The organism is Arthrobacter sp. NPDC055585 (genome assembly GCF_053619115.1).
In genome coordinates this window covers 124,972-139,505 of the sequence record NZ_JBSHIT010000005.1, presented here as the reverse complement: position 1 = coordinate 139,505, position 14,534 = coordinate 124,972, and the positions used below count along the sequence as shown (strand labels likewise).

Sequence of the window (14,534 nt, the reverse complement as noted above, 5' to 3'; positions counted from 1 at the left end):
CTTCTGCCGGCGCACGAACTTGTGCGGCTCCCCGGTCCGCAGACAGGGTCCCGGAATTAGACTGGCTGCACTCGGGGGACGGAAGCCTTCCCACCCGCGCCGGCAAGCCATGGAGGTGGCCGCATGCAGCACAGTTCTGCCCGGCGGACAGCGGGACGCTGGCTCCGCTGGCCCGCGGACGGACTGCACGGAACACTGGCCAAGTCCCCGGTAACGCTGAGCTTCCTGGTGCTGTTCTGGTTCCTGGGCATCTTGACCTCCTCAATCGTGGACGGCCCCGAACCCCCGCTCCTGCCCTGGGTGAGCGTCTCGGTGGATACCCTGCCGGATTACTGGCCGGCACTGCTGCTCTCCGCGCTGTGGGCCAACAGCCTGGCCGGGTACATCAGCGGAACCCTGCTCGCCCTGGCGGTTGGCCTTCCCGTGGAGCGGCTGCTCGGCAGCCGCCGGTTCCTCGCCGCCGCGGTGGGCACACAGGTCATCGGCGCGCTGGCTGGTATCGGCTTTGCCGCAGCGCTGAGGGGAGTCTTCGAGGCCTGGGGACGGGAACTCAGCACGGACTCCTTCGTGGGCCCCGTGGCAATGATCTGCGGCCTCGCGGCCGCCGCGTCGGCCGGCATGGGTGCTCTTTGGCGCCGCCGGGTGCGGCTGGGACTGTACACCCTGCTGGTGGTGCTGGCCCTGTACTCTGGAGCGCTGCGTGACGTGATGTACCTGGGAGCAGCTGTCGCCGGCGGGTTGGCCGGGCCGTATCTGTTCGGACGGCGGCCGCACTGGCCCCGCAGCCTGGTCTCCAGCCGGCGGGAAGCCAGGGTCCTGGTGGGCCTGCTGGTGGTGGCCACCGCCGTCGGCCCGGTCATCGCCGCGCTGAACACGCGGGCAGTGGGGCCCCTGGCCGTCCTCGCGTACTTGTTCACTAACGCCGAAACACTGGATCCCGTGGCCCTGGCCAACATCTGCGCTGATCCGGGCATGCAGGCCGAGTGCCGGACCGCCAGGCTGGAGCAGAGCGCCGGACCCGCAGCATTCTTCCTGGCAGTGCTGCCGCAGGTCCTGCTGATTGTTTTCGCGGACGGGCTGCGGCGAGGACGCCGGTTCGCTTGGATCAGCGCCCTGATCCTGCAGGGTCTCATGACCCTGGCCGGGGCCATCCGCACAGTCATCTTCCTGTCCGGATACACGGGTGGGGTGTACGGCGTCGGCGGAAGTGTGCAGCCCCTGGCCCTGGTGCTTCCCATGCTGCTTCCGCTGCTTGTGTTTGTGCTGCTGGCAGCCTCCGGACGGCTGTTTGCCGTGTCCGCACCGCCGGGCACCTACCGGAGGCTCTTCCTGACCTGCGCGACCGCCGGCGTCATCCTTGGCGCCGCCTGGGTGGGAGGCGGCCTGCTGCTGCGCAGCGGCTTCACACCCCAGGCCAGTCTGCCGGACCTCCTCGAAGACCTGCCCCTGCGTTTCCTGCCGGTCTCGCAGCTCATCGCGGTTTCGCCGGAACTGCTTCCGCAGTCCCCGCCCGCAATCCTCCTCTACGAGGGCGTTGGCGTGGTGTTCTGGGCACTGACCTGCGTACTGCTTGTCCGTTCTTTCCTTGAACCTGCCTACAGCCGTTTTGCCATGGACGAGGAACGCGCCAGGACCATCCTGACGTCCAGCGGCGGCAGCACCATGGCCTGGATGACGCTCTGGAGCGGCAACTCCTACTGGTTTTCCCCCACCGGGAATTCCTATGTGGCGTACCGCCTGGGTTCCGGCGTAGCGCTGACCGTCGGCGACCCGGTGGGACCGCCGGAGGAGCTGCGCGGATCCGTGGACGGTTTCGCTGCGTACTGTGCGGAAGCCGGTGTCACCGCCTGCTTCTATTCCGTGAACGAAACAACGCGGGAAGCGTCCGCCGGGCTGGGGCACACTGACCTCCAGGTGGCGGAGGAGACGCTGCTTCCACTCGGATCCCTTGCCTTCCGCGGCAAGCGGTTCCAGGACGTGCGGACAGCTTTCAACCGTGCGGGCAAGGCCGGAATCCGTGCGGAATGGACCACTTACCGCAGTGCGCCTCTGTCCGTCCTGGACCAGATCAACGCCATTTCAGAGGAGTGGGTGGCAGAAAAGCAGATGCCGGAAATGGGTTTCACGCTGGGCGGGATTGAAGAAATTGACGACGACGGCGTGCGGCTGCTGCTCGCAGTGGACCAGGACCGCACGGTGCACGGTGTCACTTCCTGGCTGCCGATCTACCGGGACGGGGAGATCATCGGCTGGACCCTGGACTTTATGCGCCGGCGGGCACGGGGTTTCCCCGCAGCCATGGACTTCCTCATCGCCTCGGCCGCACTGTCCCTGCAGGATGAGGGTTTCAGCCTGCTCAGCCTCTCCGGTGCACCGCTGGCCAGGAACGAGGCCTCCTCCACGGCAGCTTCCGGGGACGGAGCCGCTGCAGCAGGCACTGCGCCCCGGTCCGCCGCGCCGCCTGCGCTCGAATGGCTGATGGACCGGCTGGGCACCACCCTGGAGCCGGTGTACGGCTTCCGGTCCCTGCTGGCCTACAAGGCCAAGTTCCAGCCGGAATATGTGCCCCTCTACATGACCTATCTGGATTCTGCGTCCCTGCCGGCGATTGCGAATGCTCTTGGCCGGGCATACCTGCCGCACGTGTCCGTGGGGCAGACGTTCACCATGGCACGCAGGATCATGGGCACCCAGCGATGAACCTGGCACTGACCTCGGGTCCGGTCCCGGTCATTGTCTTCAGCCTCGGCGTGGCGGGTCTGTGCTGGCTGTGCTGGGGACCGCGGCGGTACGTCACCCGGGTAGTGCCGTTTGCACTGATCGGCGCTGCAGCCGGAACCGTACTGCTGTTCGTGGCAGCTGAATTGCTGCTCTCCTGGTGGAACGCGTCTTTTCCCCGGTACCTCTACATATATTCCGCCAGTGGAATATTGGCACTGCTGCTTGTTGTTCCACGCTGGAGGCTCAGCCGCGGCGTCGTCGCCAAAATCCTGACCGTGTTGTCCACGGCCGTTGTGCTGCTGGCATCGGCGTCGGCGGCCAACGTTGCCTACGGCCAGTACCCCACCCTCGAATCGCTGGTGGTGCGGCCGGGCGAATCCAGCGGTGAGGTGCCGCTGCGAAGATTCACCTCCGGCCAGGACACAACACCGAGCACGGAAGCGAACTGGACGCCGCCGTCGAACATGCCCTCACAGGGTGGGGTCTACAGTGTCCAAATCCCAGAGTCCGGCTCCGGATATGCTGCCGGATCCAGCCTCGTCTACCTCCCGCCTGCCTACCTCGGCACACCCCACGCCCAGAACCTGCCGGTGCTGATTGCCCTGCACGGGCAGCCCGGGGCTCCGGCCGACTGGTTCGCCGGCGGGCAGCTGCAGCAGGTGATGGACGACTTCGCGGCACAGCACCACGGGCTGGCACCCGTGGTCGTCCTTCCCGATCTCTCCGGCGGAACCAACTCCAACTGGTCGCTCTGCCTGGACTCGAAGCAGGGACGCGGAGCAACCTACCTGGCCGAGGATGTTCCCCGCTGGATCCAGGCCAACCTTTCTGCCGGGCTCAGCGGCCCGCAGCAGTGGGCCACTGCGGGCTATTCCTACGGGGGCACCTGCGCCCTGCAGCTGGCTGTGAACTTCCCGGATGCCTTCCCCACCTTCATCGATATTGCCGGGGAGAACGAACCGACCATCCCCGGCGGGATCCAGTCACTGCTGGACACCTACTTCGGCGGGGACGCGTCCGCCTTCGCGGCTCAGAACGCGCTGGACGTACTCAAGAAGCAGAGTTTCCCCAACACAGCCGGGATCGTTGTGATCGGCAAGGACGACGGCGTCTACAACGGTGAGGGCCGCCAGGTGTACGACGCCGCGAAGGCCGCAGGCATGGACGTGCAGCTGCAGGAGCTGCCCGGCGGACACTCCTGGCAGGTGTGGAAGGCCGGGCTGTCCGGCAACCTGGACTGGCTGGGCCGGCGCCTTGGCATACTTGGACAATGAGTGAGACTCCCACGGACCGGCTGGCGCGCACACTCTCCCGTGCCGCGCAGACGCTGGGAAGACACGGGGTGCTGCTGCTCACCCTTGCCGCCGGGCTGATCCCTGCCCTGCTGCTGGCCCTCGTGGCCGGAGGCGTCTATGAAGCTGTGGCGGAGGAGGACGGCGTCGCCGCCCTGGACCATCCGGTTCTTGCCCTGGCCAAGGAGCTGCGTTCTCCGGTACTGGATACGTCGGTGACGTGGCTGACGAATTTGGGCGGAACCATCGGCCTTCCGCTTCTGGCCGCGGCGACCGTCGCGGTGCTGTGCCGGTGGCAGCGCAGCTGGACTCCCCTGATCCTCACGGCGTCAGCAGCGGCCGGCTCCCTGCTGATGACGGTGACCGGCAAAGCCCTGGTGGGACGGGCCCGGCCGCCGCTTACCGACGCCGTTCCGCCCTACGAGTACTCCGCGTCATTTCCGAGCGGGCATTCGCTGAACTCCATGGTGGTGGCAGGAACCATCGCTTATCTGCTGTTCATCTACCTGGATTCGAAGCGGGCCCGCATCATTACGGTCCTGACGGCCGCGGTGTTTATTGTGGCCGTTGGACTAAGCCGGGTGTATCTGGGCCATCACTGGCTGACGGATGTACTGGTCGCCTGGAGCCTGGGCCTGGCATGGCTGGCCATTCTCATTACTGTTCATCAGCTGCTGCACGCACGCCGGATCCGGAACCTTCCGGCAACGTAGGCTACCGGCCGCGCAGCAGGTCTTCCAGCACCTGTGCCACGCCGTCTTCGGCGAACGGCGGAGCCTGCCGGGACACGGCAGCACGGACGGCGGGGTGCCCGGATGCCATGGCGTAGCCGCGCCCTGCCCAGCCCAGCATCCCCAGGTCATTGGGCATGTCGCCGAACGCAACGACGTCAGCCGCCTCGATCTGCAGGGAACCGGCGTAGTCCGCCAGCGTCACGGCCTTGTCCAGACCACGGGCGGACATTTCCAGCAGCGGGATTGACGGCGCTGAATGGGTGGTGGAGACCAGGTGCGCAACCTCGGGCTTCACCCTCTGAAGGAATTCGTCCGGGTGGACGTCCTCCACCCGCGCAAGGAATTTCACCACGCGGCTTCCCGGATCCAGGGATTCGGTCAGCGGCGCGGGAGGCACCGCGCCTAGCAGGTCAGCTCCGGCGTCCTGCAGGAAGCCCGGCTCCAGGTGGAAGCCCTCAACGGTTTCCGCCGCGAAGCGGACCGCCGGATACAGGCCGCGGATAATTCGGGCGGCCTGGAACATGCCGTCCAGTTCCAGCGGCCTGGACCAGATCACCTGGGCGGTTTCAAGGTCATAGAGGATCGCGCCGTTGGAGCAGATGACGGTGCCGGTGTGGCGCAGCTGGTCACGGATGGGTCCCAGCCAGCGCGGCGGCCGGCCGGTGACAAAAACCACGTGGATGCCGGCGTCGGCGCATTTTTGGAAAGCGTTCACGGTCCGGTCACTGATCCTGTTGTCCGGGCCGACAATGGTCCCGTCCAGGTCACTTGCTACCAGCCGCATGCCCCGCCCTTCCGTTGACTTCCAGCCTAGCCGGAAAGCAGGCGGCAGATGGCCAGGCGTCAGCTTCCGGGGCGCTCAGCCGTTCCCACGATGAGCCCGCGCGCCAGGGTGTGGCCGCGCAGTGCCATGGACAGCACTCCGGGCCGCGTGTCCTCGGCTACGTCCAGGAGCGGCACATCCAGGGCATGAACCATCACGAAGTAGCGGTGTTTTCCGTGCCCCACCGGCGGGGCCGCACCGGTGTAGCCCGGCTCCCCCAGCTCGTTGAACAGCTGCAGCGTGCCTTCTGGCATGCCGGAGCGGGATGCATTCTCGGTGATGGAGGTTTCTTCCACCGGGATGTTGACTGCGGCCCAGTGCCAGAACACGCCGGGAATAGGTGCGTCCGGGTCCACCATGGTGACGGCGAAGCTGCGGGTTGCTTCGGGCCAGCCGGTCCAGGACAGCTGCGGGGAAGCGTCACGCCCGCCAGGCACGGCGCCGGTGGCGTACTGCGACGGCGCCATCGGCCCGCGGTTCGCAAAGTTGGTGCTGGTGACCTCGAATGAGGGAACCGGAGGCAGGTCTTCGGTGGGATCGTACGGTTCCATGGGCACGGTTCCTTTCGTTCGTCCGGCCGGCGGGAAGGCCGGAGGTTCTAGAGCAGTTCACTCCGCCGGGGCGGGTCCGCGCCGGGCCGGGATACGGTGATGGCTGCTGCCCGCGCCGCATAGGCGAGGATCGCCTCCAGGTCCCCGACGCCGATCTTCCGCAGCTCCGGGCGGCGTGCAGCGCCATCGAAATCCCGGTCCATCAGCCCGGCAATCAGGGCGGCCATGAACGAATCCCCTGCCCCAACAGTGTCCGCAACCGCTACGGCGGGCGCCGCGGCCTCACAGCTCCCTGAGGCTGCCACCGCCCAGGGCCCGCGGGATCCGCGGGTAACGACGACGACGGCGGGCCCCATCTCCAGCCAGGCCCGGGCGGCGTCCTCCACCGGCTGGTCCGGGTAGAGCCAGGCAAGGTCCTCGTCGGAGGCCTTCACGACGTCGGCCAGGCGGACAAACTTTTCCGCCTGTTCCCTGGCGTAAGAGGCGTCAGTGATAATGGTGGGCCGGCAGTTCGGGTCATAAGTGATGGTGGCCTGCGGATGCGCCCGCTCGACGGCGGTGAGCACCTCATGTGCCCCCGGCGAGAGCATGGTGGCGATGGAGCCGGTGTGCAGCAGTGTGGTGCCTTCCAGCAGGCGCGGCAGTTCGCCCGCCAGACCGGGCAGCGTCCACTCCAGGTCGAAGGTGTACCGGGCGCCGCCGGCCGGATCAAGCGTCGCGGTGGCAACACTCGTGGGCCGGTCATCCGCCGGCAGGGCAGCCAGAACGGAATTGTTCTTCAGGTGCTCAGCGATCAGCACACCGTAGGCGTCGGTGCCGTAGCGTCCCGCGAACTGTACCGGCCGGCCCAGCCTCGCAACGCCGACGGCCACGTTGAGCGGACTGCCTCCGGGGTGGGAACGGCGCGGTGCCGTGTCGCTGAGGACTTCGTCGATGAGGGCTTCGCCGATGACTGTGATCACGGACTCAACCTACCGACCGCGGACCCGGCGGCGCTACCCGGAGGTATTTCCCGCTGCGTCTTCCACGGCGCGGAGCACCTCGGCCCAGCCGGCGGTACCCGGGGTGATCATCTCAAAATGGTCGCCGGGAATCAGCCGCAGTTCCGCCGTTCCTCCCGCTCCGGTGGCTGCCCGCACGTAGTTCTCGGCCAGTTCCACCGGCACCGTGGTGTCTTCGGAGCCGTGCAGGACGAACACCGGGACGGGCGCCGGAACGGTGCGGACCGGGTCAGCCGCCTTCCAGCGCTCCGGGTCCTCCTCCGGACCCGTGCCGAGGAAGTTCTCCGCCGCACCGCTGCTCAGCCCCAGTTCCCGGGCACGCATCAGATCCAGGACCCCTGACTGGCTGACGACGGCGTCCAGCGGCACCTTCGGATCCTTCCGTCCAGCGGCCCAGACGGCCAGATGGCCGCCGGCCGAGTGCCCCAGCGCGATTACCGGACCGGGGACCCCGGCCAGTTCCTCCAGATCCGCCAGCGCATCAATGCCCGCACTGATGTCCTCAAAGGTCTGCGGCCAGCCGCCGCCGTTACCGGCACGGCGGTACTCAAGGTTGACGGCGGCCCATCCCCGTCCGGCCAGGTCCGCCGCCAGCGGACGCCCCAGTTCCAGGGAGTACGCGGCCCGCCAGTACCCGCCGTGGATGATCACGACGGTCCCGCGCACCGTATCCTCTCCGTGCGGGAGCGTCAGCTCCCCGAACTGTTCGGCATGGCTGCCGTAGGTGAACCGCTGTGGCATGGGGAGTTCCTTTTCCGGGGCAGGCGCAGGTTGCCGGCTGCGCCGGGCGGGCCGCCGTCGTCCTAATCTGGAGATGAGCCTAACCGCCGCCGGCCCCGCCGGTGTCTGCGGTGTGCCATAGGCTGGCAGAAACTGCGAAAGGACAGACGTGAGCGCGTGGGACACCCTGGATGACCGGCTTCGCCCGGTGGTCCAGGCCAGCACGGAGGAGTATGCCCGGGTGCGCCCGGCGCTGGAGTCCGTGACGGCGGAAATGGAAGCCAGCCTGCGGGCGGTGTTCGAGGACAGCACGGTCAAGCCGCTGTTTATCGCTTCACGGACCAAGTCAGTGGAGTCCTTCCGGGACAAGGCGTCCCGCACCCTGCCGCCGGAGAACCCGGATGAAGTCCCCACCCTGCTCTTTCCGGATCCGCTGCGGAACCTTACGGATCTGGTGGGCGTCCGCGTCATCATGACCCTGCCGCACGAGGTTGATGAGGCGGCCAACCTGATCAAGCGGCAGCGCGCAGAGTTCGACTGCCGCGGAGACCGGGAAAAGGACATCGGCTCCATCGAGTCGGGAACGTACGGCTATTCCAGCCGGCACCTGATCCTGCGCACCATCCAGAATGAGACGGTCCGGGACTTCCACCGGATGCTGGAGCCAGCGCAGAAGCCGAACGGCAGCTACCTCTTCGAAGTGCAGATCCGCACCGTGCTGGCCCACGCCTGGTCCGAGATTGAGCATGACATCCGCTTCAAGGCCGGCGACCCGCGGGCCTGGAGCCCCTACTTCGACCGGCAGTTCATTGCCACGGCCGCCATGCTGGAAACGGTGGAGAACGAATTCGCCGAACTGCACGAACGCTATGAGACCGTCACCGGTTTCTGGGACGAAGAGGGCGAAGGGTCAGCTCCGCTGACACCCAACCGGATCCGGCACGTCTGGATGACGCTGCTGCCCCACGTGAACCGGAAAGCCGGGGATGACTGGGGCTGGGCGGCGGAACTGTTGGCCGCGCACGGCCTGAAGACCACCATGGACCTGGCCGGGCTGCTGCAGGCCGAGGCCATCACCGAGGTCCGCGCTGCCCTGGACCACCGCTACTCACCGGGGCCGGACCGCCTGCTGGATGACCTGCTGCTTTGGCGGTTTGGCAAAGCACACATCGACCTCACGGCCGAGCCGGAGGATGCTCCGTCCAAGCCCCGGCGTGAATCCCTGGGCCGGCGCTACCGGCAGATGCAGCTGTACCGCGCCCGGGAGGCCTGACAATTCTGCTGCCGGTTTGCGGTTTTGCTCCCGCTCGTAACCGGCAGCAAAACCGCAAACCGGTCCCTTTTCTGGAGAGCGGATCCGCCCTTAGGCGGACGCACGCTGAACCAGGGTCACGGGAGGTACCGGCTGCCCTGCCGTGGTTTCTGATCCTGGCCGTGAGCCGCCCAGTTGGCTGTCAACGTGTGCGTCCGCGTCAGCGTCTGCGTCTGCGCCCAGCAGCGGCGCGATCGCCAGCTGCGTGAAGAGGGCGCCCAGCATTCTGGCGTGCACGCTCACGGTGGTCAGCGGCGGTACTGCCAGCCCGGCCAGCGGAAGGTCCTCGGCGCCGATGACGGCGAGGTCCGCCGGCGCGGAGAGACCGTGTGAGACCAGTCCGGACAGCAGCGCGAAGCCGTAGTCGTCGTCGAACGCGCACGCACCTGTCACCGGTTCCGGCCCCTGCGTCCAGCGCGCGACGGCGGCAGCGGCGTCCGGCGCCTGCAGGCGAATCCGCTCCACGGCGGGTGGACGCAGCCCAAGCCGGGCACAGGCGTGTTCGATGGCTGCAAGCCGCACCGCCACACGCCAGGCATAGCCGGGTGAATCCGGCACGGCAACGCCAAGGCGGGTATGCCCGGCTTCTGCTAGGTGCGTGACCTGCAGCGCGCCAATGCCCAGGTCCGGACCCAGCGGATCGTCCATTTCCTGCTGCAGCGACGCCAGCGGCACTTCCAGGGAACGCAGGGCGGCGAGTTCTTCGGCGGACAGCGGCGTGGTGAGGATCAAGGCGGCGGGCGCGAGCGACCGGACCAGTTCCACGGCCCCGCCCGACGCCGGCAGCCGGTGCGCAATCAGCCGCAGCCCGTAGCGCTCCACCTGGTCTGACGCAGCATCCAGCACCATTGCCAGTGCCCGTCCCAGCGGTTCGGGCGGCAGGAGCATCAGCACCAGGTCGCTTTGCCCCCGGCGGAGCGTCCGGGCTGCGGTCGACGGCGCGTAGCCGAGTGTCGCCGCCGCGCTAAGGACACGCTGCCGGGTTGTCTCCGATATGCTCTGCCCGCTTCGGCCGTTGAGCACGTAGCTGACGGTAGCCCGGGATACCCCGGCAGCGCGGGCGACGTCGTGCGAAGTGACCTTGCGGTGCACGGGGTTCCTTTCGTGACCAACTGATCCCTCGAAGATACACTTTACTTACACGTGTAAGTTACGGTGGCCGCGCATCCACGGCCGCTCCATCGATCGAAAGGAACGTCCATGGCGGCCAACAAGCCCCTGACAGCCCAGAACACCATCCAGGAGTGGCTCGACCACCCGGAGGGCGGCCCCATCCTGCGTGGCTTCCTGGCGCAGACCGGAAGCGACGAGGCTTCCCTCGGACCGGCACTCGGACTCAAGCTTCAGCAGCTGGTGGACCTCAGCCAGGGACAGATGCCGCAGGCTGCCGTTGACGGACTGGTGATGCAGGCCAACGGCGGCGTCATGCCGGAACTCGAAGAGGATGCCCTGCCCACCGTTGCCGACCGGTTCAAGGGCAAGACGGTCATCGTCACCGGTGCAGGTTCCGGCATCGGCCGCGCCACCGCTTCCCGGATCGCCCGTGAAGGCGGCCGCGTGGTTGCCGTCGACATTGCCGAGCTGAAGATTAAGGAACTGGCCGAAGAACTCGGCGAAGCCATCGTTCCGGTAGCGGCTGACCTCACCGATCTCGAGGCAGTGGACCGGATCATCGCCGCCGCCGGAGGACAGATCGACGGCCTGGCAAACGTTGCCGGCATCAATGACGACTTCAGCCCGCTGCACGAGGTTTCCGACGCCATGTGGCAGAAGATCTTCGCCGTGAACGTGGACGGCCTGGTGCGCCTGACCCGCGCCGTGCTGCCCGCCATGCTCGAAGCCCGCAAGGGCACGATCGTGAACGTCACTTCCGAGGCTGGCCTGCGAGGCTCCGCGTCCGGCGTGGCCTACACAGCCTCCAAGCACGCGGTTGTGGGCATCACCAAGAGCGCCGCCTTTATGTATGCCAAGGAAGGCATACGCATCAACGCGGTTGCTCCGGGCGGTGTGGCCACCGGCATTCCAATGGGCGGCAAGACCTCCGAGTACGGCGAAGCCCGCCTGGCTCCGGCCCGCGTCCTGATCCCGGGCCTGGCCTCCGCCGAGGACCTCGCAGCGTCCATCACGTTCCTGCTCAGCGATGACTCGGTGAACATCAACGGCGCCATCATGCCCTCCGACGGCGGCTGGTCCGCGGGCTAAACCCCGTACCGCACAACAACGGCGGCCGGCCCCCATCAGGGGACCGGCCGCCGTCGTACTCTCCTCGTTCGAAAGGCCAGTTACGGCTCGTTTGGGGCCTGATAAGAGCCGTAACTGGCCTCTCGGCGGTGGTTAGGAGAGTTAGGAGCCGGAGACCGCAGCGGCCAGCTTGTTCAGCGAGCCTTCAAGCTCTTCCTTGCTGATCATTGGGAAGGAGACCTTCTTCAGGGTTTCCTTGTCCGTGACCTTGCTCCAGTCGTAGGTGAGGGTGACTTCGGTGGAGTCCGGACCCAGCGAGTCCAGCTCCCACATCCACTCCCAGCCGGCCGGCTCGGTTCCGGCCACGGCGGTCTGCCAGGCCAGGAGCTGGTTGTGGCTGAAGCCGGTGACGTGGTTGTCCGTCTTGTAGTCACCCATCTTGGCGTTGGACATGTTCATGGTGAAGACGTCTCCCACCGCGGCGATGCGGTCTGTCTTCTCATCCGAAACCACCATGCCTGAGCCGTCCAGCTCGTGGTGCCGCTCCGGATTGGAGAGCAGGTGGAAGATATCCCCTGCCGAGGCGTCGATGACGCGGGAAACGGTAATGGTTGACTGCTCGTTGGACATAGTTCTCCTTCGTGTAGATGGATCATGCCATCCCGCCGGGCGGTAGCCCGCGGGAAACCTAGTCTTGTGTTGAGCGCTGCGCCTCTTCGAGCGTCCAGCCGCTGATGAAGGGCGGGTCCTGCCCCTCGTCGCGGGTGTACTGGCGGCAGCGCTCCCGCTCATCCTGCAGCCACTGCCGGAAGCCGGCCTGGGTGGACCCCAGCGACGGTACGCGGTCCAGCACGTCGATGGCCAGCTGGAACCGGTCGATCTGGTTCAGCATCGCCATATCGAAGGGCGTGGTGGTGGTGCCTTCTTCCTTGTAGCCGCGCACGTGCAGGTTTGCATGGTTGGTGCGGCGGTAAGTCAGCCGGTGGATGAGCCACGGATAGCCGTGGTACGCGAAAATGACGGGCGATTCCCGAGTGAACAGGGTGTCGAAGTCGCGGTCGGAGAGCCCGTGCGGATGCTCGGCCGAGTCCTGCAGCCGCATCAGGTCCACTACGTTCACCACCCGGATCCGCAGCTGAGGCAGCCGCTCCTTCAGCAGGGCAGCGGCAGCGATGGTTTCAAGCGTGGGCACATCCCCTGCACAGCCCATGACGACGTCGGGATCCGGCTGCGGGCCGGGACCGCCGCCTTCACTGCCTGCAAAGTCCCAGACGCCGATGCCACGCTTGACGTGCAGCTTCGCCTGCTCGGGGTTCAGCCAGACCGGGGCGGGCTGCTTGCCGGAAACCACCACGTTCACACGGTCCCGGGTACCCAGGATGTGCTGGGTGACCGCCAGCAGCGTGTTCGCGTCCGGCGGCAGGTACACCCGGATGACGTCGGCTTTTTTGTTCACCACATGGTCGATGAACCCGGGGTCCTGGTGCGAGAACCCGTTGTGGTCCTGCTGCCACACGTGGCTGGAGAGCAGGTAGTTCAGGGATGCGATGGGCTGGCGCCAGGACAGGTCCCGGCTGACCTTCAGCCATTTGGCGTGCTGGTTGAACATCGAGTCGACAATGTGGACAAAGGCCTCGTAGCAGTTGAAGACGCCGTGCCGGCCGGTGAGCAGGTAGCCTTCCAGCCAGCCTTCACAGAGGTGCTCGCTGAGCACTTCCACCACCCGACCGCTGCGGGCCAGGTGTTCGTCCACCTTCTCGATCCGCTGCTGCCAGACCTTGTCCGTGACGCCGTAAACCTCCTGCAGCCGGTTCGACGCCGTCTCATCCGGGCCGAAGATCCGGAAGTTCTCCGGATTTCGCCGGATGATCTCTGCGAGGTACCTGCCCAGGTTCAGCATCGGGCTCACCCGTTCGCCACCAGGTTCCTGGATGTCGACGGCGAACTCCGAATAGGAGGGCAGCCGCAGGTCCTGCAGCAGCCGGCCGCCGTTGGCGTACGGGGTGGCGCTCATGCGCAGGTTCCCGGCCGGTGCCAGGGAGGCGATTTCGCCGCGCAGCCGACCGTCGCCGTCGAACAGTTCTTCCGGCCGGTAGGAGCGCAGCCAGTCTTCGAGCTGGGCACGGTGTCCGTCGTTCTCATTCACCTCGGACAGCGGCACCTGGTGTGCCCGCCAGGTGCCCTCCACTGGCTTGCCGTCCACTTCCCGCGGCCCGGTCCAGCCCTTGGGGGAACGGAACACGATCATCGGCCAGCGCGGCGCATGGGGGTCGACGTCGGCGGCACCGGGAGCGTCGGCCGGAACCGCGAGCTTCTCGCCGGTCCGGTACGGGGCCCGGATTGAATGGATTTCGGCCAGGCAGGTGCTCAGGGCCGCGGCGAAGTCCTCGTGGGCGGCCATCACGGCGTCGGGATCCTGCACGGTGACGAAGTGCGGGCGGTAGCCGTAGCCCTCAAGCAGCTTCACCAGCTGGGATTCGGGCATCCGGGACAGGATGGTGGGGTTGGCGATCTTGTAGCCGTTCAGGTGCAGGATGGGCAGCACCGCACCGTCCACTGCCGGGTCCAGGAAGCTGTTCGAGTGCCAGGACGCAGCCAGCGGGCCGGTTTCCGCCTCACCGTCGCCAATGACCGTGGCTGCGACCAGTTCCGGGTTGTCGAACACTGCGCCGTAGGCGTGGGCCAGGGAGTAGCCCAGCTCGCCGCCTTCGTGGATTGAACCGGGGGTTTCCGGCGCCGCGTGGCTGGGCACGCCGCCGGGATAGGAGAACTGCTTGAACAGGGTGTGCAGCCCGTCCTCGTCTTCACCGACGTGGCTGTATATCTCCGAATAGGTGCCTTCCAGCCAGGCGTTCGCCACGTTCGCCGGACCGCCGTGCCCGGGACCGGTGATGAACAGGAACTCCTGGCCGGTCTCATTGATCAGTCGGTTCAGGTGCGCGTAAATGAAGTTCAGGCCGGGGGTGGTTCCCCAGTGCCCCAGCAGCCGGGCCTTCACGTCGCCCGGTTCAAGGGGACGGCGCAGCAGCGGGTTATCCCGCAGGTAAATCTGCCCGGCGGAGAGGTAATTGGCCGCCCGCCACCATGCATCCACCGCCTGCAGCTGGCTTTCCGGCGGCAGCGCGGTGCCGGGCAGTCGTTCTTCAGGGGTTCGGGTGTCGGTCATCGCTTCGTTCCTCCCGGTTGGGGGTGGTGGACG

The 14,534-nt window shown here is 67.0% G+C and carries 12 protein-coding genes; 5 read left to right on the top strand and 7 right to left on the bottom strand.

All coding sequences use genetic code 11. The features are described 5' to 3' along the window. The first annotated feature begins 123 nt into the window (after positions 1 to 123). The 3 genes from ACWGQ2_RS10390 to ACWGQ2_RS10380 are packed head-to-tail and all read left to right on the top strand — an operon-like array spanning position 124 to position 4,726. Entirely contained in the window at positions 124 to 2,700 is a 2,577-nt protein-coding gene (locus ACWGQ2_RS10390; RefSeq protein WP_452016931.1) for a bifunctional lysylphosphatidylglycerol flippase/synthetase MprF, read from the top strand. Beyond that, entirely contained in the window at positions 2,697 to 3,995 is a 1,299-nt protein-coding gene (locus ACWGQ2_RS10385; RefSeq protein WP_452016929.1) for an alpha/beta hydrolase-fold protein, read from the top strand. The genes ACWGQ2_RS10390 and ACWGQ2_RS10385 overlap by 4 nt, the downstream gene beginning before the upstream one ends. Next, on the top strand, positions 3,992 to 4,726 hold the full coding sequence (locus ACWGQ2_RS10380) for a phosphatase PAP2 family protein (protein ID WP_452016927.1): 735 nt from the start codon (positions 3,992 to 3,994) through the stop codon (positions 4,724 to 4,726). Before ACWGQ2_RS10385 ends, ACWGQ2_RS10380 begins: the two co-directional genes overlap by 4 nt. Before the next feature lies 1 nt (position 4,727). Here the strand turns inward: ACWGQ2_RS10380 and ACWGQ2_RS10375 are convergent, their stop codons facing one another. The 4 genes from ACWGQ2_RS10375 to ACWGQ2_RS10360 are packed head-to-tail and all read right to left on the bottom strand — an operon-like array spanning position 4,728 to position 7,863. Beyond that, positions 4,728 to 5,531: an HAD family hydrolase gene (locus tag ACWGQ2_RS10375; protein ID WP_452016925.1), complete on the bottom strand. Its 804-nt coding sequence runs from the start codon at positions 5,529 to 5,531 to the stop codon at positions 4,728 to 4,730. A gap of 59 nt (positions 5,532 to 5,590) precedes the next feature. Next, the gene (locus ACWGQ2_RS10370) at positions 5,591 to 6,121 is read right to left on the bottom strand and encodes a YbhB/YbcL family Raf kinase inhibitor-like protein (RefSeq protein WP_452016923.1); all 531 of its coding nucleotides are present in this window, start codon (positions 6,119 to 6,121) and stop codon (positions 5,591 to 5,593) included. 47 nt (positions 6,122 to 6,168) lie between these two features. Then, positions 6,169 to 7,083 (bottom strand): carbohydrate kinase family protein, encoded by a 915-nt coding sequence (locus tag ACWGQ2_RS10365; RefSeq protein WP_452016921.1) that lies wholly within the window; start codon positions 7,081 to 7,083, stop codon positions 6,169 to 6,171. Between the two features lie 33 nt (positions 7,084 to 7,116). Continuing rightward, positions 7,117 to 7,863: an alpha/beta hydrolase family protein gene (locus tag ACWGQ2_RS10360; protein ID WP_452016919.1), complete on the bottom strand. Its 747-nt coding sequence runs from the start codon at positions 7,861 to 7,863 to the stop codon at positions 7,117 to 7,119. Between the two features lie 148 nt (positions 7,864 to 8,011). Between ACWGQ2_RS10360 and ACWGQ2_RS10355 the strand changes: the two genes are divergently transcribed. Further along, positions 8,012 to 9,115: a GTP pyrophosphokinase gene (locus ACWGQ2_RS10355; protein ID WP_452016917.1), complete on the top strand. Its 1,104-nt coding sequence runs from the start codon at positions 8,012 to 8,014 to the stop codon at positions 9,113 to 9,115. Positions 9,116 to 9,205: 90 nt separating this feature from the next. Here ACWGQ2_RS10355 and ACWGQ2_RS10350 read toward each other — a convergent pair whose 3' ends face one another. After that, a complete protein-coding gene (locus ACWGQ2_RS10350) occupies positions 9,206 to 10,246 on the bottom strand; it encodes a LacI family DNA-binding transcriptional regulator (protein WP_452016915.1) in 1,041 nt (346 codons plus the stop codon). Positions 10,247 to 10,354: 108 nt separating this feature from the next. Here ACWGQ2_RS10350 and ACWGQ2_RS10345 point away from each other — a divergent pair, with 108 nt between their 5' ends. Further along, positions 10,355 to 11,356 (top strand): SDR family NAD(P)-dependent oxidoreductase, encoded by a 1,002-nt coding sequence (locus ACWGQ2_RS10345; RefSeq protein ID WP_452016913.1) that lies wholly within the window; start codon positions 10,355 to 10,357, stop codon positions 11,354 to 11,356. 141 nt (positions 11,357 to 11,497) lie between these two features. Here the strand turns inward: ACWGQ2_RS10345 and ACWGQ2_RS10340 are convergent, their stop codons facing one another. Beyond that, the gene (locus ACWGQ2_RS10340; RefSeq protein WP_452016911.1) at positions 11,498 to 11,965 is read right to left on the bottom strand and encodes an SRPBCC family protein; all 468 of its coding nucleotides are present in this window, start codon (positions 11,963 to 11,965) and stop codon (positions 11,498 to 11,500) included. A gap of 58 nt (positions 11,966 to 12,023) precedes the next feature. After that, a complete protein-coding gene (locus ACWGQ2_RS10335) occupies positions 12,024 to 14,501 on the bottom strand; it encodes a phosphoketolase family protein (protein ID WP_452016909.1) in 2,478 nt (825 codons plus the stop codon). Positions 14,502 to 14,534: the final 33 nt, after the last annotated feature.